At 30.6% G+C, this 25,996-nt stretch carries 19 protein-coding genes and 1 tRNA gene; 13 read left to right on the top strand and 7 right to left on the bottom strand.

Annotated elements, in window-relative coordinates; translation table 11 throughout:
• Positions 1–94: 94 nt before the first annotated feature.
• Together V9L04_RS17160 and V9L04_RS17165 are read right to left on the bottom strand one after the other, a co-directional pair.
• Entirely contained in the window at positions 95–760 is a 666-nt protein-coding gene (locus V9L04_RS17160; protein ID WP_338791111.1) for a WbqC family protein, read from the bottom strand.
• Between the two features lie 446 nt (positions 761–1,206).
• A tRNA-His gene (locus tag V9L04_RS17165) sits at positions 1,207–1,280 on the bottom strand.
• A 451-nt stretch (positions 1,281–1,731) separates the two neighbouring features.
• On the opposite strand from V9L04_RS17165, the gene V9L04_RS17170 reads away from it, so the two are divergent.
• The 4 genes from V9L04_RS17170 to fabG all read left to right on the top strand — a co-directional run bounded on the left by V9L04_RS17170 (position 1,732) and on the right by fabG (position 6,739).
• A complete protein-coding gene (locus V9L04_RS17170) occupies positions 1,732–4,239 on the top strand; it encodes a TIR domain-containing protein (RefSeq protein ID WP_338791113.1) in 2,508 nt (835 codons plus the stop codon).
• A 181-nt stretch (positions 4,240–4,420) separates the two neighbouring features.
• Positions 4,421–5,281 carry an inositol monophosphatase family protein gene (locus V9L04_RS17175; protein ID WP_338791114.1) on the top strand — a complete coding sequence of 287 codons (861 nt, stop codon included), beginning with the start codon at positions 4,421–4,423 and terminating at the stop codon, positions 5,279–5,281.
• Positions 5,282–5,571: 290 nt separating this feature from the next.
• Positions 5,572–5,823, top strand: a complete 252-nt coding sequence (locus V9L04_RS17180; protein WP_338791116.1) for a hypothetical protein — start codon at positions 5,572–5,574, stop codon at positions 5,821–5,823.
• Between the two features lie 169 nt (positions 5,824–5,992).
• Positions 5,993–6,739, top strand: coding sequence for a 3-oxoacyl-[acyl-carrier-protein] reductase (gene fabG / locus V9L04_RS17185; RefSeq protein ID WP_338791118.1), 747 nt, complete (start codon positions 5,993–5,995; stop codon positions 6,737–6,739).
• 262 nt (positions 6,740–7,001) lie between these two features.
• On the opposite strand, the gene V9L04_RS17190 is transcribed toward fabG, so the two are convergent.
• The 3 genes from V9L04_RS17190 to V9L04_RS17200 all read right to left on the bottom strand — a co-directional run bounded on the left by V9L04_RS17190 (position 7,002) and on the right by V9L04_RS17200 (position 10,316).
• Positions 7,002–7,349: a heavy metal-associated domain-containing protein gene (locus tag V9L04_RS17190; RefSeq protein WP_338791120.1), complete on the bottom strand. Its 348-nt coding sequence runs from the start codon at positions 7,347–7,349 to the stop codon at positions 7,002–7,004.
• Between the two features lie 109 nt (positions 7,350–7,458).
• Complete coding sequence (locus V9L04_RS17195; protein WP_338791122.1) at positions 7,459–9,741, bottom strand: TonB-dependent receptor; 2,283 nt, start codon at positions 9,739–9,741, stop codon at positions 7,459–7,461.
• A gap of 95 nt (positions 9,742–9,836) precedes the next feature.
• Positions 9,837–10,316 (bottom strand): hypothetical protein, encoded by a 480-nt coding sequence (locus V9L04_RS17200; protein ID WP_338791124.1) that lies wholly within the window; start codon positions 10,314–10,316, stop codon positions 9,837–9,839.
• A 202-nt stretch (positions 10,317–10,518) separates the two neighbouring features.
• On the opposite strand from V9L04_RS17200, the gene V9L04_RS17205 reads away from it, so the two are divergent.
• The 5 genes from V9L04_RS17205 (at position 10,519) to V9L04_RS17225 (ending at position 16,231) form a co-directional block, all read left to right on the top strand.
• Entirely contained in the window at positions 10,519–11,355 is an 837-nt protein-coding gene (locus V9L04_RS17205) for a TerC family protein (protein WP_338791126.1), read from the top strand.
• A 180-nt stretch (positions 11,356–11,535) separates the two neighbouring features.
• A complete protein-coding gene (gene tnpA / locus V9L04_RS17210) occupies positions 11,536–12,003 on the top strand; it encodes an IS200/IS605 family transposase (RefSeq protein WP_338791128.1) in 468 nt (155 codons plus the stop codon).
• A gap of 126 nt (positions 12,004–12,129) precedes the next feature.
• Positions 12,130–13,191 carry an ABC transporter ATP-binding protein gene (locus tag V9L04_RS17215; protein ID WP_338791130.1) on the top strand — a complete coding sequence of 354 codons (1,062 nt, stop codon included), beginning with the start codon at positions 12,130–12,132 and terminating at the stop codon, positions 13,189–13,191.
• An 83-nt stretch (positions 13,192–13,274) separates the two neighbouring features.
• The gene (locus tag V9L04_RS17220) at positions 13,275–14,633 is read left to right on the top strand and encodes a hypothetical protein (protein WP_338791132.1); all 1,359 of its coding nucleotides are present in this window, start codon (positions 13,275–13,277) and stop codon (positions 14,631–14,633) included.
• A gap of 5 nt (positions 14,634–14,638) precedes the next feature.
• Positions 14,639–16,231, top strand: coding sequence for a tetratricopeptide repeat protein (locus V9L04_RS17225; RefSeq protein WP_338791134.1), 1,593 nt, complete (start codon positions 14,639–14,641; stop codon positions 16,229–16,231).
• Here the strand turns inward: V9L04_RS17225 and V9L04_RS17230 are convergent.
• Entirely contained in the window at positions 16,228–18,702 is a 2,475-nt protein-coding gene (locus V9L04_RS17230) for a TonB-dependent receptor (protein WP_338791135.1), read from the bottom strand. The two genes, V9L04_RS17225 and V9L04_RS17230, sit on opposite strands and share 4 nt — an antisense overlap.
• 215 nt (positions 18,703–18,917) lie before the next feature.
• Here V9L04_RS17230 and V9L04_RS17235 point away from each other — a divergent pair, with 215 nt between their 5' ends.
• The 4 genes from V9L04_RS17235 (at position 18,918) to V9L04_RS17250 (ending at position 23,976) form a co-directional block, all read left to right on the top strand.
• On the top strand, positions 18,918–19,646 hold the full coding sequence (locus tag V9L04_RS17235; RefSeq protein WP_338791137.1) for a hypothetical protein: 729 nt from the start codon (positions 18,918–18,920) through the stop codon (positions 19,644–19,646).
• Positions 19,647–20,454: 808 nt separating this feature from the next.
• Positions 20,455–21,459: a beta-ketoacyl-ACP synthase III gene (locus V9L04_RS17240; protein WP_338791138.1), complete on the top strand. Its 1,005-nt coding sequence runs from the start codon at positions 20,455–20,457 to the stop codon at positions 21,457–21,459.
• A gap of 95 nt (positions 21,460–21,554) precedes the next feature.
• Positions 21,555–22,577, top strand: a complete 1,023-nt coding sequence (locus V9L04_RS17245; protein WP_338791140.1) for a M20/M25/M40 family metallo-hydrolase — start codon at positions 21,555–21,557, stop codon at positions 22,575–22,577.
• A 169-nt stretch (positions 22,578–22,746) separates the two neighbouring features.
• Positions 22,747–23,976, top strand: a complete 1,230-nt coding sequence (locus V9L04_RS17250; protein ID WP_338791142.1) for an AAA family ATPase — start codon at positions 22,747–22,749, stop codon at positions 23,974–23,976.
• A gap of 84 nt (positions 23,977–24,060) precedes the next feature.
• Here V9L04_RS17250 and V9L04_RS17255 read toward each other — a convergent pair whose 3' ends face one another.
• On the bottom strand, positions 24,061–25,953 hold the full coding sequence (locus tag V9L04_RS17255; RefSeq protein WP_338791144.1) for a gliding motility-associated C-terminal domain-containing protein: 1,893 nt from the start codon (positions 25,951–25,953) through the stop codon (positions 24,061–24,063).
• Positions 25,954–25,996 lie beyond the last annotated feature (43 nt).

The raw sequence follows: 25,996 nt of genomic DNA on the forward strand, positions 1-25,996 counted from the left end.
TTCCAAATTTTTAATAGAATTAACTTACTGATTATCTTAGATTTAGTTTGAATCTAATCCTTTCTTTATTTGTGTAGTAATTAATAATTTATAGCTAACCATTTATAATTGAAGTAGCATTTGTTCCTTCATTGAATAATAAATCCAAGATACTCAAATTGTTTTCAAAAGTAGAGTTACTTGATTTGTTTTCAGTAGTAGAACTATTACTTTCTTGTTCGTTATTTTCAAACTTATTGCCAAATGTTTGATAATATTCTTGATGTGTAAAAATGGCAGGTTTTTTTGGCGAAATTATATTTCGCTTATCTAAAATTTTGTTACTAGGTTGTTTTTCAAAACTTTCTGTTTTTTCAAGTGGAATGGAAATACGGAGGAGTTTCTGACAGATAGTCAGAAGTTTGTAATTAAATTCCCATAAAAAAGCTGGAGGATTTTCATAAATCGGTTCTAAAAAATCAGCGTAATGAATAAAAAAAGGACTTTTACCATACGCAGATTTTATACTTTGCCAGTGCTGACGATTCCAATCTGTCGAATAATCAATCTTTACTTCTGTAATCAGTGTTTTCTGACTTCCTTTCTGTACAGGAACAGTTAGAGCTAATCTTCCATTTGCGCCCAAAATATAGGCACGGTTACGATAGCTTTGTTTATTAAAATTTTCTTTGGCTTCTAAAATTACTGTATCAGCTTTTAAAAGTGTTTTCCAATAATCTAAGCTAGGTAGATAATGAAGTTCTATTAGAGTTTTTATCATTGAATTATAGAATGAATTTTGTGCATTTAAAAAGTAAAATTACAAATAAAAAATCATTCATTCTTAGCTGACTTGTAGCGAATAAAACTTTATACTACAATCAAAAAAAGAATTACTTTTCTCTTCCAATGATGTTATAGGTTATAGGTTGTTGTCTTTTATTTATTAGGTGATATTTTGATGCTTAGTTTTTGTGCTTTTTTATCAACAGAGAGCTTTGAAGAAGTGGTAGCAATATGAGTAAGACAGTTTTTTTGGACTTGCCATAGTCTGAGAAACAAATTAAGTGTAGAGTAAAAATTCTATGCTTTTTTGTCTAAATTTTAAAATCTCAAAGTTTTAGAATTGAAAAGAAAATATAACAAATAAAAAAAGGCAATTTCTACTATTTAGAAATTGCCTTTTGTATTTTTCTTTAAAAACTGTCATTTTTAAAATAAACTATGGGCGAACAGTGGGGTTCGAACCCACGACCCTCGGTACCACAAACCGATACTCTAACCAACTGAGCTATGATCGCCATATATATAATTACAGATGTTGAAGCGTTTTTTTATGTGTTTCGTTATCTACTTCCGTAATTGTGAATACAAAGGTAATAGCTTTAATTGAAGTTTGCAAGAGATTTAATTAACTTTTTCTGTTTTTTTTGTGAAAATTTTCTCTCAAATTTCAATATAAAAATTAAGTGTAAATTTTATTCTTGATAACTCTTTCATTATCAATATGTAAATAAAAATTAATTTTATTTTTTGCATTCATTAACTCAACCGAACTTAACGAAAAAAAGTTCTTATCTTCTTGTTTTTTTAAAAAAAGAAGGCGAAGTTTTTATTTTAACCTAAAAAATGAGTATGTTTAATTATAAATCCAACCTTTTGAAAGCTTTTTCTTTTTTGCTAAAAGGAAACTAAAAAACAGCTCCTTAAAAAAATATCCCTTATTCCTATTTTATACATTTAAATTTCATTATGTCCAATCCTAATTATAAAGATATTTTTATTTCTTATGGAAGAGCAGAAAGTAAATATTTTGCTTCTCAACTACATGATTTACTAACAGCAAAAGGATATAAAGTTTGGTTTGACCAAAATGATATTCCTTTAGCTGTCGATTTTCAAGATCAAATAGATGAGGGAATAGAAAAATCTGATAATTTTATTTTTGTGATTGCACCTCATTCTATTCGTTCGCCTTATTGTAAAAAAGAAATTGAACTGGCTACAAAATATAGCAAACGAATTATTCCTATTCTTCATATTGAGCCTTCTGGAGAAATTATAGAAGAATTTATGGATACTTCTATTAAAAAGCGTAATTGGCTTTACATGAGGCAAAATATAATAGAAGGAAAAGGACAACACGAATGGACAAATATTGATGATAGAGAGCAAGGAGAAGAAGGATTATTTTCTATTTTAGAAAGTCATAAAGACTATGTACGTCGTCATACAGAACTTTTACATACAGCCTTAGAATGGGAAAAGCAATATCGTAATACTCGTTATTTGCCTTTTGGAGATAGACAAACAGAATCTGAACAATGGTTACTTACTACCTTTAATGATGGACAACCTCCTTGCTTGCCTTCGTCTATCCATTGTGAATTTATTGCAGAAGCTCGTAAAAATTCTGAAAACAGAATGACTGATGCTTTTGTCTCTTATGCAGAAGAAGATGAAGAAATTCGAAATAGAGTTCTACGTTCTTTATCACAACATCTTATAACTACTTGGACACACCAAATGGACATTCAGGCAGGAGGAGATTTTGATAAAGAGGTTGAAAATGGAATAGAACAAGCCGATAATTTTATTTTCTTTATCACACACGAATCTATAAAATCAGAATATTGTAAAAAAGAACTTGCACATGCTGTAAAATACAATAAACGAATTATTCCTTTACGAATGGATAGCGTTCCTGTTCATGATTTTCCAGTAGAAATTAGAAATTTACAATTCATTGATTTTACAGATAATAATTATGATTTTATTCCACGTTCGAAGAATGAAAAAACTGATTATGAAAAAGATATAGATGAATTACTCAATCAAATAAATACAGACCGAGATTATTATCACAAACATAAAGTAATTCTTAATAAGGCAATTCGTTGGAAGGAACAGAATCATAATGCCAGTATTTTACTTAGAGGACATAATCTTGATGAGGCAAAAATTTGGTTAAAAATAGGTTTACAAAGAGAAACACATTTGCCTACACGTTTGCATGAAGAATTTATTAGAGAAAGTGAAGCAAAAAGTGGACAGCTCAGCACAGAGGTATTTATTTCTTATTCAAGAGCAGACGGAGACTATGCTAGAAAGCTCAATGATGAGTTACAAGAAAATGGTAAAACAACATGGTTTGACCAAGAAAGTATTGCTTCTGGGGCAGATTTTCAACAAGAAATTTATAATGGAATAGAAGCATGTGAAAACTTTGTGTTTATTATTTCTCCTGATTCTGTCAAATCTCCTTACTGTGAAGATGAAGTGAAATTTGCTGCTCAATTAGGAAAGAGAATTATTACCATTTTGTATAGAGCAACAGAGACATTTGATATTCCGATGGAATTATCAAATATACAATGGATAAATTTTATCCCTAATCAAGTAACTTTTCACGATTCATTTGCTGAAATGATTCGTACATTAGATACAGACCGAGCACACGTAAAAGCTCACAATCATTGGTATCAAGAAGCTCTACAATGGCAAAGACAAGGAAAAAATGATGATTTTTTACTTTTTGGAACAGAATATTTTTTGGCGCATTCATGGTATGAAGAAGCTGTTCTCAAAAAGAAAATCCCTTCTCCAAATGCCTTACAAGCCGAATATTTGGAAGCCTGTAAACAATCTATTGAAGCCAAAGAAGCAGAGAAAAAAGAAGTAGAAGAACAATTACTTACTTTAGAGAAAGCTAGAAATGCAGAAGCTAAAAAAAGAATTGAACGTCAAAAAATATTTTTAGTTATAGCTTCCTTTGCACTTCTTATTTCAATAGTTGCAGGAGTATACGCATTTATAGAAAAAGAAAGTGCTGAAAATAGTGAATTAAGAGCAGTAGAAAATGAAAGATTAGCTAAGCAAAATGAAGAAGAAGCTATTAAAAGTAAAATGGAAGCACAAGAAGCGATTCGAAACCTAAACGAAAAAAATCAACAGTTAGAAAATGCCTTGGCAAAAATAGATTCTGCTATACAAAAACAAAGTGTAGCAGTAAAACAAAAGATACAAGCAGAATCTATATTAGCTGTAAAAGAAGATAAATTTAAGAAAGATGGTTTTGTCAAACAAAGAACATTCTTAGAAGATAAAATGAGAATACGTGATGAAGTGCTAAAAACAAAAAAATCATTACTCAATTATGCTCGTCAATTGGAAAGTTTGGGCGTAGTGCGTACTTCAGTTAGACAGTCTATGGAAAAGCAAATTGAGGAAGATATAAAAGTATTACTCAAATCTTTATAAATTACGACCTGCCAAAGCAGCGAAGCTAATTACGAATTTATTTTTTTTAACGGCAAGAAATTCAAAACAATTAAATAGCAAGATAATTTCTCACTAATCACTAATCACTAATCACTAATCACTAATCACTAATCACTAATCACTAATCACTAATCACTAATCACTAATCACTAAATAAAGTATGACTACTAATTCATCAGATTCAACCTCTATAAATAAAATGAAACTTGATTTGCCTTTTTTGAGAAAAGAAGTCAGTAAATTAGCTGAAAAAGTAGCTAAATTTATTTATAAGGAAGCTCAAGATTTTGATAAAGATGACATTGAAGTCAAAAGTTTTAATAGTTTGGTTTCTTATGTAGACAAAGAAGCTGAGAAAAAAATTGTCGAACGTCTTAGAGAACTCTTACCTCAAGCTGGAATTATTGCAGAAGAAGGAACAGGAACTCCAAAAGAAGAAGGTTTTAATTGGATAATTGATCCACTAGATGGAACGACTAATTTTGTACATGGAATTCCTGTATATTCAATTAGTATTGCACTCTCATATACAAAAAATAACAAAACAGAGCTTTTAGTAGGAATTGTCTATGAAGTAAATCGTAAAGAATGTTTTGCAGCACATCAAAATGGAGGGGCAACTTTAAATGGAAAAAAAATATCTGTTTCTGGAGAAAAAGAGCTAGGCAAATCATTAATTGCAACAGGATTTCCCTATGAAGATTTTGAGAGAATAGAAGATTATCTCTTTATGATGGGAAAAATGATGAAAGCTGCACATGGTTTGCGTAGATTAGGCTCAGCAGCTGTAGATTTGTCTTTTGTGGCAGCAGGACGTTTTGAAGGTTATTTTGAATACAATCTAAATGCGTGGGATGTAGCAGCAGGCGCACTTATTGTAAAAGAAGCTGGAGGAATTGTAAGTGATTTTGAAGGAAATGAAGTTGTTGATAATTATGTTTTTGGAAAACAAATAATTGCAGCTACAAATATACATTCACAAATTTTAAAATTAGTAAAAGAAGTATTTTTAAAGAAATGATAAATCAACCTAAATTAACTATTGAGTCAAGACAAATCCACCAAATTATTGGAATTGGTTTTTTTCTATGTCTAAACTTGATAATTCTAAATAATGTATTAGAAACACTATTTAATTGGATTTCTAATTTCATCAATATTGATAGTTTTTATCTATTTGCATTATCACAATATTTTATTTTAGCTATTATTTTATCTTCGTTTTATTTTTTTCTGCAAAAAATAAAGAAAGTAATATCACAAAGAAGTGCTTCATTACGAAGTATACTGATTTTTACGATAATTTTATATGTGATTTTTTACATAATTGCAACGGCTTCTCCGATGCTGTATGGTTTTTTTGTCTCAGATAATTATACTGGAGAAACAACACCTTATTTCGAAATGAGAAGCCAAAATTATGTTGAGTCTTTATTTGTCTATTATTCTATTTCTATTTTAAAGTTTATTGTAATGGCTTTTATTTTCCTAAAAGAAAGTGAAAAACTTAATTTTACTTCAAAAAATATTTCAGAAGATTCTAAAATTTTAGATAAAGACTAATTTTTAACCACTCCTTATAATATTTATCGTATTTTTGAAAATCTAAATCAAGAAATAACTTTATTCACAATTTATAAAGTATGAAACAAGTAGTGAATGAAATAGCTTCATTGTGTTTTACTTGTATTTATTTCTAAACTCTAACTTCATACTTCTAACTTTATTAAAAATGGGATTACTTTCAGGTAAAAATGTACTCATTACGGGTGCATCTCGTGGAATCGGACGTGCAATGGCAGAGCGTTTTGCAGAAGAAGGTGCAAATGTTGGTTTTACATACCTTTCTAGTGTAGAAAAAGGTGAGGCATTACAAAAAGAACTTTCAGAAAAAGGAACAACTATAAAAGGCTATCGTTCGGATGCTTCTGATTTTAAAGCTGCTGAAGAATTGGTAGGAAATTTTGTCAAAGATTTTGGTTCTCTTGATGTACTTGTCAATAATGCAGGAATTACAAGAGACAACTTGTTGATGCGAATGAGCGAAGACCAATGGGACGAGGTGATGAGAGTCAATCTAAAGTCTGTTTTTAACTTAGTAAAGGCTTCTACACGTACATTTTTGAAGCAAAAACAAGGTTCAATCATCAATGTAACTTCTGTAGTTGGAATTAAAGGAAATGCAGGTCAAGCAAATTATGCAGCTTCAAAAGCTGGAATTATTGGTTTTACAAAATCAATTGCCTTAGAATTAGGGTCAAGAAATATTCGTTGTAATGCTATTGCCCCTGGTTTTATAGAAACTGAAATGACAGAGCAATTAGATGAAAAAATGATTGCTGAATGGAAAAGCGCAATTCCGTTGCGTCGTGCAGGTTCTTCAAAAGAAGTAGCTGATGTTACTGTTTTCTTAGCTTCAGATTATTCAAAATATGTTACAGGACAGGTTCTTCAAGTAGATGGTGGAATGCTTACCTAATTAGAAAAAAAATGGCTCTTCCGACTAGCGAAATTATAAAATGGTGTGCGTTCGTCTTCTCAAAAACGAACGAAACGCTTCCTCAGAAGCGTGATATTGCTTAAATCACGCTTCTGAGGAAGCGTTTTTTTCAGTTCTGAGGAACTGAACACACAATGTTTCGCTAAAAAAGTTGGAAGAACCAAAAAAAATAACGTATAAAAAAAGAGGTTGAACTTTTAGGACACCCTCTTTTTTTATTTTTGATAGAGTCATTTTGTGATTAATGACCTCCTTTTTGGCAACAGGCAGGCAAATCATTGTAAGCACCCGACTCAGCTTCTACTTCGTCAGCATCATAACCTACATTCGAAATTGCTTTTTTGATAGCTTCTGCATTGATTTTTTTAGGGTTAAAAACTACTGTTGTTTCTTTTTTATCTACATCAACAGAAACTGATTTTATACCTTTTTCTTGGATTAAGGCTTCTTCAATGCGCTCTTTGCACATTCCACATTGGATAGATTCAGTTTTGATAACGATAGTTTCGCTTTTTTTAGGCGCAAATGTATTTGAAGTTCCTACAAAGGCGATAAAGATAAGAGCTAATGAAAAAATGATAGATTTCATAAAATTGAAAATTGATTAAATGAATAATTTATAAAAATGTTTATTTATTGAAATTTAAAACCTCGTTGATAGTTGCATTTTGAACCTCAACGAGGGTTAAAAGAGTTATTTAAAAATAAAAACGTAAACCTACATAACCCATTGTGCCCATAATTGGAGCATATACTCTACTTGTATCAAAATGCTCTCCAAATGGATTTTGAGAGTTTAAAATAGGATTAGATTGAGAATAATTAGTCAGATTTTCTCCTCCTATGTAAATTTCTAAAGGTTTATTAGAAATTTTGAAATTACGAGTAATTTGAGCATTCATTAAGAAATAAGCAGGACTTTGAGAACTTGCAACTATTTCATTATTATTCGCTTCGTTGTAATAAGCTGGTAAACGTTGGGAACCAATAAACTGTCCAGTCCAGTCAAAAGCCCATTTTTTATTTTTAGTTTGGTATTCTAAGTTTGTGAAAAAACGGTGTGCTGCGTTGTAGGGAACGGTTACTAACTTATTTTCAATAGTTGTTTTGACATCATAATATTTATAGGCAAAAATAGCTTTTAAAACATGTATAATTTCATATTCGGCTTGAACTTGAAAGCTATTTGCAAAAGATTTTCCGTTGTTATTGGCATTTAGATTATCAAAACGAATTTCTGAAGGGTTTTCTACATTCAAAATAACTTGATTTTCAAAATCTGTTCTATAAAAATCTACTGTAATTTTTCCTTTTCTACCTGCAATATCAAAACCTTGAACAAAACTTGCCCCTGTATTCCAAGCTATTTCTGGTTGTAAATCAGAATTAATAATTAGTTTTCTAGAACTAGCAAAGAAACGACTATTTTCTACAATCGGATTGGCTACACGAAAACCACGTCCAGCAGAAGCACGAAAAACCGTATTTTTAGCAGCATTCCATTTCAAACTCAAACGAGGAGAAACTTGTGTTCCATACAAATTATGAAAATCAGAACGCACACCAGCCACAGCCGTAAAATCTCCATCTCTATTGAATGTATACTCTGCAAAAACAGCAGGAATAGATTCTTCTCTATCTAAAACTAACTCTTCATTAGGTTCGTTTTGATAATCATCGTAGTTCTGAAAGGTGTTATTATAAACATAACTCACACCACTACGAAGCAAATGTTTCTTAGAGATTGTCCAATCCACAATTCCATTATAAAAGAAATAATCTTCTTTTCCATCATAGAATTTCTGTCCCCAAACTTGATTTAATTCATGATGATTTGCTGTAATCTGATTTCCAAAACTTACATTTTTACCTAAGAAAAAACCTAGTTTTGCCCAACCTTCAATCCTACGAGTATTCATTTCTACACCATATGATTGTTGAGAAATATCACCATTTAGTAATTCTTCTTTTGTAGTAGGTTCATAGTCTAGTTGTCCACCAAAACGATTTTCATCTAAAACACGAATTCCAAACTGGCTTTCAAAGTTTTTACCTTCATATTTCCAACGGTTTAAGGCATTTAGTTGGCGATATTTTGGTAAATCTAAAAATCCATCATTGTTTCTATCGTTTTCCATTATAGAGCCACTTGCATGCAAAAGTGTAGCAGAACTCCATTTTGAATTGATATGATGAATAAGATTTAAGTTTCCTTCTAAACGTCCATTTGGATTGAAGTAAAGGTTTAAAAGGTTTTCATTTTTCTCTTTTTTACTTTTTGGACTAATTAACTGCGTGTTTATTTGTCCCGTTATAGATTCATAACCATTGACAACTGAACCTGCACCTTTATTGATGTCAATTGAAGAAACCCAAGTTCCTGAAATAAATTGAAGTCCAGAGCGAACATTCAAACCTCTCATCATGGGCATTCCTTCCACTAAAAGCTGAGAATAAACACCATCAAGTCCTAACATTTTTATTTGACGAGAACCTGTAACAGCATCGGCAGTAGTGGCATCAACAGAAGCATTAGTTTCAAAACTTTCTGAAAGTGTACAACAAGCAGCTTTTTTCAAATCACTCGTTGTAATAGTTTCATTTTGATTAACAATTAAGTCATTTAAACTAGATTCTACTGTTACACTTGCTAAAGATGAAGATTGTAACGTGATTTCTAAGAAAGTTTTTCCCTTTGTAGAAATGGTATCACTTTTATAGCCTGTATAACTGACGATTAGTTTATCGGTTTTGGCTATTTTTTTGAGTTTGAAATTTCCGTTTTCGTCGGTGGTTGTGCCTATTGTTGTTCCTTTCCAAACTAAGTTAGCAAAAGGTAAGGCAGAAAGAGAATCGGAGTTTGTAGGAGAGGTTTCAGAAATTGTTCCTTGTATGAAAGAATCGTTTTGTGCTTTTGTAGCATTAGTATAAAAACTAAAGGCTAACAACAAGCTACAAAAAATAAAATTATATTTTTTCATTGTTATTGAGTTTATTAAGATTTAAAAATGTAGCGTACACTTTAGTGTGCGAGTATTATGTACCGTACCTTTTAAGGTGCGACAAAAACGACTATCTACAATCTAAAAACCTGAATAAAGACAATAAAAAGTTTACCTAACTTCCAATTGGGGGGAGGAAGATCTGCAAAATGAGTAATTTGAAAAGCTGTAAAAAATGACTTTTCTGTAAATTTTTTTAAATAAATTTGAGAAGGAAGAAGAGCTATAAAATGACCAAAATCAAAAATAATTTTTTGAGTAGAAATAGCTTCAAAATTAGCTTTTTCATAAGAAACTTCTGTATCACAACAATTATCTTTAGTATTTTCTAAATGATAGGTGTCTTCTATATGTGTATTTTTATCTGTCAGTTTTGCAAAATTAGCTGCTGAAATATCACAACAACATTTTTTTGCTTCTACTATAATAGACGTATTTGTTTTTCCACTCATCTGACAATAATGCTCAATAATTGGCAAGCCCACCGAACCCAAAATGAGTTGGAGAGAAAGCCAAAGGCAAGTTATTGTAATGTGTAATTTTTGGGAAATCAACTAGACTATTTTGATTAAAAAAGATTGAGTTTTGAAAGAATTTTGAATTTCTTGTAACAAAGTTATGCTATTTATACGTAAAACTTCAATTTAAAGGTTTTATTTTTGGGTTTTCTGTATAGTTTTGCAGTATATTTATAACCCATTAACTAAAATCAGTCTAAAACGTTTTTCACAACTCAACCAAACTACCTACTTTTTTATGAATTTTGAGTATTTATTGACAGCACAAGGACTTACAAGTCTTTTTATTCTTGCCCTTTTAGAAATTGTATTAGGGATAGACAACATTATTTTTATCAGTATTATTGCTGGAAAAGTTCCACCAGATAAGCAGCAATTTACTAGAACGGTTGGTTTGGCTCTTGCTCTGATTGTACGTATAGGTCTTCTGTTTGGTATTACATGGTTAGTGGGACTTACAGCTACTGTCATTGATGCTACTGAATTTATACATATGTTAGGTATCGAACAAGATTTGGGAGAAGGAGGAAAACTTTCTTGGAAAGATATTATTTTGCTTTTAGGAGGTTTGTTTTTGGTTTATAAAAGTACGACCGAAATCCATGATAAAATGGAACTTACTGAAGAAGAGGAGACTCCAAAATTAGCTACTAATTCTGTTGCTGCTGCTATTTTTCAAATTGTTTTGATAGATATTGTATTTTCGTTTGATTCTATTCTTACTGCTGTCGGAATTGTAAAAGAAGTAGCTGTAATGATTGTAGCTGTTATTATTTCAATGGCTGTAATGATGGTATTTGCAGGAAAAATTAGCGATTTTATCAATAACAATCCTACTTTTAAAATGCTTGCCCTTTCATTCTTGATTTTGATTGGCTTCTTATTAGTTTTGGAATCTTTAGAAGTTCATGTCGAAAAAACATACGTTTATGTAGCGATGGCATTTGCTTGTATGGTAGAAGTGCTTAATATGCGTACTCGTAAAGGAACACAACAAAGCCGTAATATTATTCCGATGGGACTTTCTGTGCCTATTCCGTATATGCAAGATGTGAAAGAGGATGATAAATTGTAAATTATTAGTTCCATCAAGCAAGCTGCGTAGCTGCGTAATATTTGTAGAAATTGAATTTTATTTTATTTTCACCCAGCTGCGTAATATTTGTAGAAATTGAATTTATTTTATTTTCATCCAGCTGCATAGCTGCGTAATATTTGTAGAAATTGAATTTTGTTTTGATTTAAAAAAATAATTATGCCAAATGCTTATACACAACTTTATGTTCAGCTTGTTTTTGCTGTAAAGGGAAGAAATAGTTTAATAAAAGAATCATTTAGAGAGGAATTGCAAATGTACATTACAGGGATTGCGAAACAAGTAGGACATAAGCCTTTGGCAATTTATTGTATGCCTGACCATTTACATTTGCTTATTGGATTAAATCCTAATTTGACTATTTCAGATTTAGTAAGTGAAATAAAAACATCTTCTAATAAATTTATAAAAGAGAAAAAATTTGTAAAAACAAAATTTGAATGGCAAAGAGGTTATGGAGCATTTACTTATTCGAAATCTGCTTTGGATAATGTTGTAAATTATATTCTAAATCAGCCTGAACATCATAGAAAAAGAACTTTTAGAGAAGAATATATTTTATTATTAAAGAAGTTTGAGATTGATTATGAGGAGAAATATTTATTTGAATGGATTGAAGACAAATGATTTTAATATCAAATAAGAATTTCAATATTTCGCAGCTACGCAGCTTTAAATTTCGTTTTGTTATATTTCTACAAATATTTTGCAGCTACGCAGCTTAAATAAATAAAAAAATAGGATATAAAATAAATGCTCAAAACCCAAAATTTAACTATTGGTTATCCATCCAAAATTATCTTAGACGACCTAAATCTCCATTTAGAAAAGGGAAAATTGACAGCTCTTTTGGGAATAAATGGTGCAGGAAAATCTACTTTGTTACGAACTATTGCAGGTGTACAAAAACCAATTTTGGGAACTGTTTTTCTAAAACATTATAACACTCAAAAATCAATTCAAAAACTTTCTAAAAAAGAAATAGCTAAAAAAATAAGTTTGGTTCTGACAGAACAAGCAGCCACAACTCGCTTGACTGTCAAAGAATTAATTGCTTTAGGGCGTTATCCTCATACTTCTTGGAATGGAAGTTTTGATAAGGAAGACCAAAAAACAATTGATTGGGCTTTGGAAGCTGTTTCGATGAACGATTATGCAGATATTCCGATAGGAGAATTGAGCGATGGACTTCGACAAAAAACTATGATTGGACGGGCATTGGCACAAGAAGGCGATATTTTGCTTTTAGATGAGCCAACAGCACATTTGGATTTGGTAAATCGTAGTGAAGTAATGCTACTTTTATCACAGATTGCAACAGAATTTAATAAAGCAATTTTAGTTTCTACTCACGAATTAGACCTTATTTTACAGATTGCTCATACCTTGTGGCTTATTTCTTCCTCTAATTCTGATGAAGATAAATTGAATCAAAAAGGAAAGTTACAAAACCGAAAATTACTTGTTGGTTTGGCAGAAGAATTAGTTTTGAATGGAGAATTAGCAAATGCTTTTGTTCGTCCCCCACTTTATTTTGATAGAGAAAAGGGAAATTTTAAGATTCAGAATAAAGAACACAAAATCACTTATTGGATTGAAGGCGATACAATTGGAATTTATTGGACAAAATTAGCTTTAGAAAAACGAGGAATTTATTCAGAAATTATTGATACTAATCTTGAATCAAAAATATTTGAATATAATTTGATAATCAAAGTAAATAGGCAAAGTGAAAATTCTTGGCAATGGTTTTTTAAAGAGCAAGTTTTTGAGAGTTTGGAGGAGTTTTTAGAGTATAACAAAAAAGCAAATTAGAAACTTCAATTTATTTACCTGTGTTTTATACTCCAAAAATTATTACTTTTACAAATATTACAGCACCAAAAAACGAATAAAAAATGGAAAATCAATATTATACAAAAGCTACAACATTAGAAGAAATAGATAATGCAGTACGTTTTGATGTGCCAATAGGAGCAGACCATCCATTTTTTACAGACTTTTCCGAAGTAAGAGGAGATTTTGAAGATAGAATGATTTATAGGGTTTTGAATGTAAATCCTACAAAATATACATACAACCTTAAAGCAAATCAAGGCAATAAAACATTATTGTTTTTAGCAGGAATGAGAGGTTCTGGCAAAACTTCTGAATTAGCTAAAATTGCTCAAAAAATTCATAATAAAGAAGCTTTTTTTTGTGTTACCTGTAATATCGATGATGGTCTAGACCTCAACGATATGGAATATATGGATATTTTGATTTTTCAATTAGAACGTTTATTTGAAGAGTTAAGAGATAATCAAATGATATTTGAAACGCCTATTGTAGCATCCTTACAAAAATGGTTTACAGAAAGAGTTGAAGAAGCAAACCGAGTAATAAAAAGAGAGGGTGGTTTTGAGTTAGAACTACAAGCAGGAACGCCAAAGTTTCTAAGTTTTCTTTCTATTACTTCAAAAATAAAAGCAAACCTCTTGGGAAGCAAAGAAAATGCAAAAAAATTACGTACTGTTTTTAAAAATAATTTTAGAGAATTTGCCTTATTGACTAACAATTTTATTGGAGAGATAAATATGTATCTTCGTAATAATGATAAAGCAAAAGAAATTTTATTCATTGTAGATGGATTAGAAAAAACAGCAAGTTTAGATATTCGTAAAAAATTGATTGTAGAAGAGTCTGAACGAATTAAACAAATAAAAGTAAATTCTATATTTACACTTCCTGTAGAGCTTATGCCTGAAGGTAGAAAATTAGAATCTTTTAGTACACTTGTATCTTTTCCTTTTGTAAAAATTATAAATAAAGATGGTTCTATTGTAGAACAAGCGATTAAGAAATTTATAGAGTTTACTTACAAAAGAATAGATAAAAGTCTTTTTGATAGCGAGGATACAGTCAGAAAAGCAATTATGATTGGAGGAGGATCGCCTCGTGAATATTTGCGTGTTTTGGAATATGCTAATTATTTTATAGAAGAAGAAAAAGGGGTAATTGATGAAATGGCTCTTCAAAAAGGAATAAAAAAACTCGCTGCACAAATTTCTCACTACATTTCAGAGGAAGATCTAGAACTTTTGAAACTACTTAGGAAAAATAATGAGCAACAAATAGATACCCCTTATGGAGAAAAATGGCACGACCTTATCGAAAAATTGATTATTTTAGAATATAATGATGGAACATACAAACGTGTAAATCCAATAGTAGAAGAATCTAATCTTTACAAGCAATATGTACTAGAAGCCGAATAAATTTTATGACAGATTATAACGAGAAATATACAGAAGAAATAAACTTGCTTTTTAAAGCCTTGCGAACAGATGGTTTTCGTTTTGTCATTGTCAAATACAATCACTATTCACTTGTTCAAAAGCTAAAAGCAGATGTAGAAAATAAATTTCCTACTCGTTCTAGTTTTACTATTGATGCAGAAAAAACAGATTACAAAACCTTTGTAGAGAGTTATTACAATCTAAAAGAAGGTTTTTTTTTCGTAGAAAATTTTGATAAAATCTTAGAAAACCCAGAACTCTATGCAGGAATAAATCAACGTAGAGATAAATTAGCGAATTATCCAATTGCTTTGATTGCTTTTATTTCTCCTTCTGCGCCTGTTTTGTATGCTCGTCAGATTATGGAAAAAATGCCTGACTTGTGGTCGTTTCGGTCTTTGATGATTGAGTTGGAGAAAGAACAAGTAAAATCAGAAAAAATATCACTTGAAAATATCTTAGAACACAACATTAAAATTAGTTCTTTAGGAGGAAATACTAGAGAAGAAAAAATAACAGAATTAGAACGATTAGAAAATGTACTAAAAACTATTGATAGGCAGAATGACACTTCTTTATTAGAATCTGTTTTAGAACAAAAAGCTACATTACAAACTGATTTAGGAAGATATAATGAAGCTATTGAAACTTTAGATTTGCTTATTTCTATTGTTTCAGATAAAGAAATAAAGTCAAAACTATTGGTTAATAAGGGAAGAATATATGTAGAAATTGGACATTACGAAAAGGCTTTGAGAACACATAAAAAAAGTTTTGGAGTAGCTAATAATTTATATTCAAAAGGTAATTCATTGTTCCATATAGGAAATACCTATTTGTTAATTGGTAATTATTCAGAAGCTCTAAAGAATATAAAAAAGAGTAACAAGATTTTAGAAAAATTGAATAAGCAAGAACGTAATAAGGATTACATGAAAGCACTATGTTACTCTTATCAGATTACAGGCTTGATATTTTTATCTACAAATAAAAATAAAAAATCTAAAGATTTTTTTGAAAGATTTAATGATTTAGCAAATGATATATACAAATTAGATAATAGTGATGTAGAAATAATGGTATTTTTAGCATCTTATTATCAATATACCAGTTTGATAGAACTAAATGAAAAAAACTTTGAAATAGCATTATATGAATCTCAAAGAATGGCTGTTGCCTATGAATTTTTTCTTGTTAAAGTTCCTAATAATATCACTCTTCAAGTTGGTTACATTTTATCTTATGATAGAATGGCTGATATTAATAGTTTTTTAGGGAACTTTTCAGAAAGTTTAATTCTATATGAAAAAGCCATAGAAATAATTAAAAAATTTGATTTATTTGATTTAACCTCTCAAAGTGCAAATATTATTTTTGCTATCACTTCAATATATTATAAGTTAGGATATACACAGTTAAATTTAGGAAAAATAAATCAATCAAATAATAACCTTCAAATAGCAAGGAAATTAATAATTTCTGTTATTTCAAAAAATACATATCTTAAATACTTTTTTGAAAATAGATTAAATGATATAAATGAAGCTATAATGAAAATACAAAATTTAAAAGCCTAAAACTTCACAACCCCACGAATATTCAAAAAACGCTGTGAAAGACCATTCGGAACGGCAAGTTGAACATCATTTACATAATCGCTTATCCATTGATGCGAAATTATATTTTCTACACCCAAAATATTCAAGACTTCTAAGCCTATCCAAACTGATTTTATACGTTTATCCTCTTCAAAAACTAGAGATTTTGAGAAACCAATATCTACACGACGATACGCAGGATTAGAGAAAAACGAACGGTAATTTTGATTATTGGGCGCACCAAAAGGAACTCCAGAACCAAACAAAAGACGTAAATTTACTCTAAAAGTAGGATTGTCTGGAAAATGGTCTTCAAAAAATATAGTTGCTGTTACTCGCTGGTCAGACGGACGACGAACAAAATCACGTTCATCAAAGTCTACATTTTCTTTTGTCTGTAAATAAGACAAACTAAACCAAGATTCTGTACCTTTAATAAACTCGCCACTAATGCGAGAGTCAATTCCCCAAGCATATCCTTTTGCACCATTGGTTGCATAATAACGCAATCGCATATTATCTACATCATACGGAATTAGATTTGAAATTTGTTTGTAATAACTCTCTACAATGAGTTTAAAAGGGCGTTTTTGAAATTTAAAATCCCAATCCATACTTCCAATAAGATGAACAGAACGCTGCGCCAAAAGTGATTCATTAATCTCTCCTGCAAAATTTCGTAGCTCACGATAAAATGGCGACTGCTGATAAACTCCTACTGCAAGCCCAAACTGAATATCTGCTTTCCAGTCGGGTTGATATTTATATTGAAGACGTGGACTGATAAAAGTTTGTCCATTTAATGACCAATTATGAATACGAACACCAAGAGTTACATTGTGCCACTCGGCTGTATCTGTTCCGAAAAAGTGTGAAATCTGAGCATAGCCTTGTGTTCGGATAGAGTTAAGTGTAGTTTTGGTATCGACAAAGTAGCTTATATCTTCAAAACCTGCTGAATCTAATACTTTATATTCATAGAGTTCGTCATTTATATTTTCGCTCTTTATTTCTCCTCCAAATTCTACCATTGTTCGGTTTCCTAATTGCAACGAAGAACGATTTTTAAAGGAATAAATTTGTGCATTCAGCGCATTACGAGCATAAAAATACTCTGAAGCTGCACCACGAATTAATGTACTTTTATTAAAATTATCTGATGTAATATCATTATTTACATCACTTAAACGATATGAACCTTCTGTATCCACAAATTCTCGTTCTTGTGTGTCTACTCCTGAAAGTGTAAAATCCATTGAAAAATTTTGAGAGAATTTTTGAGTAAGTCGCAAAGCTGATTGATATGTTGTATAATACATCAATTCTTCGCCTACATAATTTACAAAAAAACGAACCTGCTCATCAAAAGTACCAAAAGTAGTTTCTCTACTTGAAGGAAAAACACGGTAACTATTTTGAGAATAAGCCGTTAGAAGACTAATTGTAGTGTTTTTGGCTTTATTTTTAAAATTTCCATTTTTATCTAATTTTCCTAGTTTATAACTCAAAAGAGATTGAAAATCAGTAAAACGAGGTTGATATTCACCTTTTGTTTCTAATGTATTTAATAGATAACTTAAATCTTTATGACGAATACCTGCCAAATATGAAAAGCGTTTTGATTTATTTGTGCCTTCTAGGTGTGCATTTCCTCCCAAAAGTCCAATGGAAGCCGAACCAGCAAAAGAAGTAGGCGTTTTGTAATCTACATTCAACACAGAGGAAAGTTTGTCGCCCCATTTTGCTTGCCAACCACCTGCTGAAAATTCTACCTTTTTTACCAAATCAAGATTGACAAAACTAAGTCCTTCCTGCTGCCCCGAACGAACTAAAAAAGGACGGTAAATCTCTATTCCATTTACATAAATTAAATTTTCTTCATAATTTCCACCACGTACTGAATAAGCTGAAGAGAGTTCGCTATTACTGACAATTCCTAAACCGAGTGTAACCAAAATCTGTGAGAATTCTCCTGTTCCTGTTGGAGTAGCCTCTACTTTGGTTGGATCAAGAATTATTTTACTAATTTCTCTATCATCATTATTTAATTTTGCTGTAATTTCAACAGCTTTTAACTCTTCATATTCTGAAAGACGAATGCTATATTTTTGATACGATTTCAAGACTATTTTTTGACGGAATGTTCTGAATTCTGGATGTTGAGCTGCTAGAGTAACCTCTTTATTCAGAAATTCTTTTGAAAAATCTGAAGAGGATTCTAATCTAAAATTGCCTAAAGAATCCGTTTGGACAGCTTTTCCTTCTTCCAAAATTCCAATAGAAGCATTTTGAACAGGATTTTTGAGTGAATCCAGTACTTGTCCTTCAATTATTATTGTATTTTTATTATTTTGAGCAAATCCAAAAGAAGAAATACAACATAATATTAGAAGTAAATTAGAACAGAAAAAATAACTTAGAACAGATTGATTTTTTATAATAGGTTTCAAAATACGCAGGTTTTTTGTGGAAATAATCAATTTCAAAAATACGCTTATTTTATCAAAAAAAGTAGCAGAGAAATAAAATTCAAGTTTTGTAGTAAACTTATTTTTTTGTTAATGAGCTAAAATTAGTATCAAAGTTGTAAGTAGTAGTATGACGATTCTAATAAAATACACTATCTATTCTTAATCCTATTATTTTTTTTAAATTCTCAATTTGCATGAAAAATTTATTTATGTGCTTTTCAAAACTATCTTTTTTAGTTTTATTTTTTAGTTTTATTTTTAGTTTGGCTTTAGCACAAAGCGAAGAAACAAAAAATTGTAATGGGTATTTTGCTCATCAAGCAGGTACAAAAATGGAACTTACTATCTATGATAAAAAAGATAAAGTCAGTCAGACCTTGAAGTATCAAGTAAAGAATAATACACCTACTTCAACAGGCAGTATTATATTATTTAACAATCAAATTTGTGACAAAGATGGAAAACAATTTATAGAAGGAGAATATAATGTAGAATGTAAAAACGGACAAATTTACGCTGATGTAAATAATATTGTTTCAAACATGACTCCTGTAGCAGATGCAGAAGTAAGCATTACAGGCGACAAACTTGTTTATCCATTTGATATGACACAAGGACAAACGCTAGAAGACGTAGATTATGAAGTGAAACAAAGCATGTCGGGTGGAGGAATGACTTTAATGACTCTTACTGTTTCTCTTACCAATCGTAAAGTAGAAGGTTTTGAAACTGTGACAACCCCTGCAGGAACGTTTGAGTGTATCAAAATTTCTTATGATAGTGATGCTAAAATGTCTTTTATGAAAAGAAAAAGTCGTTGTGTAGAATATCTAGCTAAAGGAGTAGGACTAGTAAAGTTTGAGAGTTTTGATAAAAAAGGTAGAAAAGAATCATCTCAATTACTTACAAAATTGGATAGATAAAAGAAAAGATAGTGCATAAAACTTTGTTTAAAACAAGGTCTATCTGTTTTGATAACGTTCAAGGTTTTTCCTGAAAACTCTCTTCATAAACTAATTTTTGTGAAGGGAGTTTTTTGTTTTTTTAGTATAAAAATAAGATTATTGTTAGATTTTGGATGAATACTAAATAACATGAAATTGGATTGAAAACAATCTTTTTATTTGTTTATAGACACTTTACAAATGAAGTTGTTTAATACTCACTTTTCCTTAGAACTGAGTTTGCAAACCCAGTTCTAAGGAAAAATAACAAAGCCTTTGTTGGTGTTTTAGCGTAGCGACACCAACAAGTATATCCACAAATTCCATTCTTAAACAACTTCAATGAATTTATGTACTAATCATTATCAGTACACCTTACAAGGTGTCAGATAATTTAATCTTTCTAGCTGTACTGACACCTTAGAGATTTCAGAGAGAAAAAAACAATAAATATTTAATCCCAAGTTCACGTTAAATAATATAAAATTGGGTTTCAAAACTCAATTTTATGGAAAAAATGACATTTGTATCTAGTAAGATTTGTTGATGTATTACTAGCCAATTATTAAGTAAGAGCCAAAGATAAAATAGATTGTTATAAGGATAAATTCCTAAATTTTTAAAAATTATAAGAAGAGGCTGTAAATACCAATGAGAAGTAATGCTATTACTTGCAAGTTCTTTAAGTCTTTGTTACCTTAGCAAATCATTCATAATTTACTGGTTATAAATTGTACCTTTTCAGAGAAACACAACACATAAACGATATTTATTTAATTATTTTCCTATGAATTCTACTACTTCTATAAACAAAACACAAGCAGCCATCACAGGTGTTTTTGGATATGTTCCTGATTATGTTCTTACCAATAAAGAACTTGAAACAATGGTTGATACGAATGATGAATGGATAAAATCACGTACTGGAATAGAAGAAAGACGTATTTTGAAAGGTGAAGGATTGGGAACTTCTTATATGGCAATTGAAGCTGTAAAAGGTTTGTTAGAAAAAACAAATACAAAAGCTGAAGAGATTGATTTTCTGATTTGTGCTACTACTACTCCTGATATGGTATTTCCAGCAACAGGAAATATTGTTGCGCACGGTGCAGGGCTAAATTGTTTGAGTTATGATTTAATGGCAGCTTGTTCAGGATTTTTGTATGCACTTGTTACAGCAAGTCAGTTTATTGAAACAGGGAAATATAAAAAAATTGTTGTTGTAGGAGCTGATAAAATGTCTTCTATTATAGATTACGAAGACCGTCAGACTTGTATTCTTTTTGGAGATGGCGCAGGTGCTGTGCTTTTAGAAGCTGATACAGAAGGAAATGGAATTGTAGATTCTATTTTGAGAACAGATGGAGCAGGAGCTACAGAGCTTTACATGAAAGCAGGTGGAAGCCGTTATCCAGCAAGTAAAGAAACAGTAGAAAATAAAGAACATTATGTTATTCAACATGGAGCAGTAGTCTTTAAACATGCTGTAAAAAATATGGCAGATACATCAGCCGAATTAGTAGAAAAAAATGGATTGGACGGAGATAGTATTGACTTTCTTGTTCCTCATCAAGCTAATTTAAGAATTATAGATGCAACTGCAAAACGCTTAGGGTTAGATTCTGATAAGGTATTGGTAAATATTGAAAAATATGGAAATACAACATCTGCAACCATTCCTCTTTGTATAAGAGATTTTGAACATAAATTTAAGAAAGGTGATAATCTAATCTTGGCTGCTTTTGGTGGTGGTTTTACTTGGGGCGCAGTATACCTTAAATGGGCGTATTAAAACTAAATTAGAATTCTACCTTCTAAAATCTAATTTCTAAATTTATTTAAACATAAAACCCTCAACTTTTGAATACAATCTCTTCCCCTAAACCTATGTCTAAATCTAACATAAATTTTGAGCTTCTAAAAAAGATGTGCAATGTTTTCGCTCCTGTGGGAAATGAAGCCCCTATGAAAGAATTTGTTTTGAATTATGTAAAGGAAAATCAGAAACATTGGAAAGTTCAACCTCAAATTATAGAAGGAGAAGATTTTCAAGATTGTTTGATACTTGTTTTTGGTAAACCTAGAACGGCTGCTTTTGCTCACTTTGATTCTATTGGTTTTATGGCTCGTTATGATAATCATTTAGTCAGAATTGGTTCTCCAAAATATGAAGATGGTTATGTATTGGTAGGAAAAGACTCTCAAGGGGAAATTGAAGGAACTTTGAAAGTAAAATACGAAAACGAAGACGACAAGGACAAAAAGAAGAAGAAAAAAAATAAAAAGAAGAAAAAGAGAGGGGCAAGACAGCATCGCAAACCTTTAGGCGCAGTAAAATTACAATTAGAGTTTGATAGAACGGTTGATGTAGGAACTGAGTTTGTCTTCAAACAAGATTTTATAGAAACAGAAGAATATGTTCAGTCATGTTATATGGACGACCGTTTGGGTTGTTGGAATTTATTGAAAACAGCTGAAACTTTAGAAAATGGAATTATTGCTTTTTCGTGTTATGAGGAAATTGGAGGAGGAACAATGCCATTTTTACTCAAATGGATTTGGGAAAATCATAGAATAAAACAATGCTTAATTTCTGATATTACTTGGATAACAGAAGGCGTAAGACATGGAGAAGGCGTTGCTGTTTCTATGCGGGATAGAAATATCCCACGAAGAGGTTTTTTGAATAAAGTGATTGATTTAGTAAAAGAGTCAGGTGTAAAATATCAGTTAGAAGTAGAGAATGATGGAGGAAGTGATGCTAAAGAGATTCAATCTTCTGTTTATCCAATGGATTGGTGTTTTATTGGTGCTGCCGAAGCTGGCGTTCATTCACCTAAGGAAAAGGTGCATAAAGATGATATAAAAGCAATGACAGATGTATATGCCTATTTAATGGAAAAGCTCTAACATAGTTTCTACTTGTATTCAATTTGTGAAAATAGCTTCTGTATTTATCAACAGATAATCTACAACGATATTATTTTTTCTTGCAACTTTCTGCTCTTCCGAAGCGTTGTCTTTGTCTAGTCATTCTATAAATAAAATAGTATAATTTAAAATAATTCAATTTGCCTATATGCACAATACAAACAGAAATAGTAATTCGAACCACCGTAGAGTAAAGGACGTATCAGAAGAAAATAATCTATCAAAAAATAATGGAATGAATCAAGAAAATAAACCCTATTTAGGAAAATACAATGTATTTGGCGACGGATATTTTAGTGAAGATTACTATTTACTTAATAGCTATAACCAAAAACTAATTGACTTTGGAGTTCGTGATTATTTTGAAAGTAATCAACTTGTTTCGTTGAATCAATTCTTGAAACTTTTGGAAGATAATGATTATACACCTATTTCTGTCTATCGTCGTAATACTACCTATAATAAAAAAGAAACTCGTTATTCGATAGATTGGTATTTGATGTTAGATGACGAATCTATTATCATAAATATGAATTATGATGCGGTTCAAAAATTAGATGATGTTATTTTTAGGTTTGATATGATAACAGCTGTTGAAGATACACCAGTAGAAAAATTAGAAAAAATCTTCGAACTTGCTACAAAATGTATTATAGAAACCAAAGATGATGACAAACGATACATCAATATTGTAGGAAATACACCACGAACAGGACTTACCCTTCGCAAACATCAAATCAAACCACCAGAAATTCCAGATTTGAATTTGTATTATGGAGACAAATTTGAAGAAAAACATAAGATTTTAGTAAACGAAATAAACGAAAAAAATAACTCTGGGTTATTTATTTTTCACGGTGTAACAGGAAGCGGAAAGACAAATTATATTCGTTATCTGATTAGTAAAGCAAAACCAGAAATAGAATTTATTTTTTATCCAATTACGCTTTTAAGAGAAATTACAAGTCCAGATTTGATTACTTTCCTGTCTGATTATCAAGATGCTGTCTTGATAATTGAAGAATCAGAAGATTCTGTACAGGCTCGTGATTTGTTTAATACTGATAAAAGTTCGATAGCAAATCTTTTGAATGTTTCAGATGGTCTTTTATCGGATGTCTTGAATCTAAAAATTATTTGTACTTTTAATACCGACATCAAAAACTTGGATAAAGCACTGTTGCGTGAAGGTCGTTTGTTAGGAATTCATCGTTTTGAAGCCATTCCTGCCGAAAATGCCAATAAAATTGCAAAACTAAATAAAATTGAAAGAGAATTTAAAGAACCTGCAACACTTGCACAAATCTATAATGTTCCTTTAAATGAAGATTTTTCTGATTTTTCAATTCGCCAGAAAAAAATTGGTTTTGGAAAGTAAAAATAAATAATGAGTAAATAAAAAGCCTTTCTAAATCTAGTTTAGAAAGGCATTTATTCTATGTAGTTGCGCTATAGACTAAAGTTATCTAAGCAATTTGATTATTTCTGTTAATATATATTTTCTTCCTCTTTGGTCGGTAGCAACAACTTTAAGTGTATATTCTCCAGATGGAGCAAAACCATTTCTATATCTTCCATCCCAACGTGCAGTTGTGTCATTACTCTGAAAAACACTCTCACCCCATTTATTAAAAATCATCATTTCAAATTCTTCTATAAAGCGACTTTCTATTCCATACGTATCATTTAGATTATCGCCATTTGGTGTAAAAACGTTTGGCAAATTAATAAAAGAGGGAAAATCAATACGAACAGTATTCGAATAAGTAACTGTATCACCTAAATTAGCTCGTACTCTAAAATAGCTCGTTTGATTTGTTTGATTTTCAATAACGATAGAATGTGTGCTAGAACTAAAAACGTTTTGTATATTAAATGGGGTTTTTCCTAAAGAATCTAGTTGTTCTAATACATAATTATTTGTTGGTACTCCTCTAAACATTGTCCAATCAAAAATAATACTTCCTTTTTTGTCAGTTGGGTTTCCTTCATAGCTTAGAATAATAGGACAGACGAAATTACTAAATCCAGCACTTAATTTACATGAGCTGACATAAGAAATAGCATAACAATAAGGAGTTTTACTAATATCTACTTGAGAATCTTCAAAATTAGCTGTTGAAGAGTTTAAACTATAAGATTGAGAGATTTCATTTTTATCAATTCTCATAAAATTTAATTCATTGATAGAACTTGTTGTTATTCCATTTGGGTAATTCCAATTCAGTACTATTTGATTTGTAGGTGTAAAAGTTGCATAAATATCAGAAACGGCAGGTGGAGGAATATTTGATTGAGCTAAAACACATCTCTTTGAACTCAACGCTTTTAAACCTGATTTATATTGAGTTTCTACTTGATAACAATAGCGAACTTGACAAGCAACTTGTTCATCTTTCAAATAAGTAAGAGTGCTATCAGAAGTTTCATACAAAAGTTCATCATTTCTATAAACAACATATTTCAAAAATGTGTCATCATCAAGTTCTGAACGAAGCTCCCAGTGTATATTTACATGATTTTCTTCTACTGCAACATTTACATCAGGAACATATACGATAGAGGAGGTTTCAGTACTACTTTGACAATCATCTTCCACAGATATTCGATATATATCACTAAATGAGACATTCTGAATTATATGACTAGAAGAACCCTCTAAAAGACTACCCACACGTTCGAAACCAGAAGGGGTCATTTTTTCTAATTTATGAGGCAGATTTGTATTAAGAGTATAATCTATCTTTGCAGTTGTATTAGTAAGTGCTTCTAGGCGATTTATGACTGCAGGAACAAGTTGATTTATAGGTCTGACTAAGCGTTCAGTTCCTATGCAATTCTCAGAACTTTCATCAAAAAAACCATTTACAGTAATCATATATTCATTTTCATTTGGATATGTATGTTCAGCAAAACCATTACGTTCTACTTCTACTACTCTATTATTTCCAAAATTAACTCTATATGCATCATAATAAAAGTCTCGTATCTGTACTTTTACTCTTCTTCCTACACAGCTTATAACATCAAAATCTACGGGTTCACGAGAAAGTACTTTTATAATATTTGTTTTACTGACCGAACTTCCTCCACTAATAAATTGTGTAACAGAATAAATACCTGGTGTAATAAATGTAAAATCTGTTCCCTTTTGAACAGGTGCATCTCCAAATTTATAAGAAATTAAACTGGGATCAGCACCAGAGTTATCAATTACTTCAACAGTAAAAGGCACACAACCTGTCGTTCCATTTTGAAATGTAAAATTCGCTTCTTGAGCAAATATTTTTTCTTGTACAATAAATGATAAGAATAAAAGTGTAACTATAAAAAAAATAAATTTATTTAGTATCATTATAAAAATAATTTAAATTGTAAAAAAAAATAAAATTATCATG

The organism is Bernardetia sp. MNP-M8 (genome assembly GCF_037126285.1).
Lineage (GTDB): Bacteria > Bacteroidota > Bacteroidia > Cytophagales > Bernardetiaceae > Bernardetia.

Excerpts from the sequence above, each read along its gene's own strand:
- V9L04_RS17245 (WP_338791140.1), top strand. The coding sequence starts at position 21,555 with ATGTCTAAATCTAACATAAATTTTGAGCTTCTAAAAAAGATGTGCAAT.
- V9L04_RS17250 (WP_338791142.1), top strand. The coding sequence starts at position 22,747 with ATGCACAATACAAACAGAAATAGTAATTCGAACCACCGTAGAGTAAAG.
- V9L04_RS17215 (WP_338791130.1), top strand. The coding sequence starts at position 12,130 with ATGCTCAAAACCCAAAATTTAACTATTGGTTATCCATCCAAAATTATC.
- V9L04_RS17160 (WP_338791111.1), bottom strand. The coding sequence starts at position 760 with ATGATAAAAACTCTAATAGAACTTCATTATCTACCTAGCTTAGATTAT.
- V9L04_RS17175 (WP_338791114.1), top strand. The coding sequence starts at position 4,421 with ATGACTACTAATTCATCAGATTCAACCTCTATAAATAAAATGAAACTT.
- V9L04_RS17190 (WP_338791120.1), bottom strand. The coding sequence starts at position 7,349 with ATGAAATCTATCATTTTTTCATTAGCTCTTATCTTTATCGCCTTTGTA.
- V9L04_RS17220 (WP_338791132.1), top strand. The coding sequence starts at position 13,275 with ATGGAAAATCAATATTATACAAAAGCTACAACATTAGAAGAAATAGAT.
- tnpA (WP_338791128.1), top strand. The coding sequence starts at position 11,536 with ATGCCAAATGCTTATACACAACTTTATGTTCAGCTTGTTTTTGCTGTA.
- V9L04_RS17170 (WP_338791113.1), top strand. The coding sequence starts at position 1,732 with ATGTCCAATCCTAATTATAAAGATATTTTTATTTCTTATGGAAGAGCA.
- V9L04_RS17255 (WP_338791144.1), bottom strand. The coding sequence starts at position 25,953 with ATGATACTAAATAAATTTATTTTTTTTATAGTTACACTTTTATTCTTA.
- fabG (WP_338791118.1), top strand. The coding sequence starts at position 5,993 with ATGGGATTACTTTCAGGTAAAAATGTACTCATTACGGGTGCATCTCGT.
- V9L04_RS17240 (WP_338791138.1), top strand. The coding sequence starts at position 20,455 with ATGAATTCTACTACTTCTATAAACAAAACACAAGCAGCCATCACAGGT.
- V9L04_RS17205 (WP_338791126.1), top strand. The coding sequence starts at position 10,519 with ATGAATTTTGAGTATTTATTGACAGCACAAGGACTTACAAGTCTTTTT.
- V9L04_RS17195 (WP_338791122.1), bottom strand. The coding sequence starts at position 9,741 with ATGAAAAAATATAATTTTATTTTTTGTAGCTTGTTGTTAGCCTTTAGT.
- V9L04_RS17225 (WP_338791134.1), top strand. The coding sequence starts at position 14,639 with ATGACAGATTATAACGAGAAATATACAGAAGAAATAAACTTGCTTTTT.
- V9L04_RS17235 (WP_338791137.1), top strand. The coding sequence starts at position 18,918 with ATGAAAAATTTATTTATGTGCTTTTCAAAACTATCTTTTTTAGTTTTA.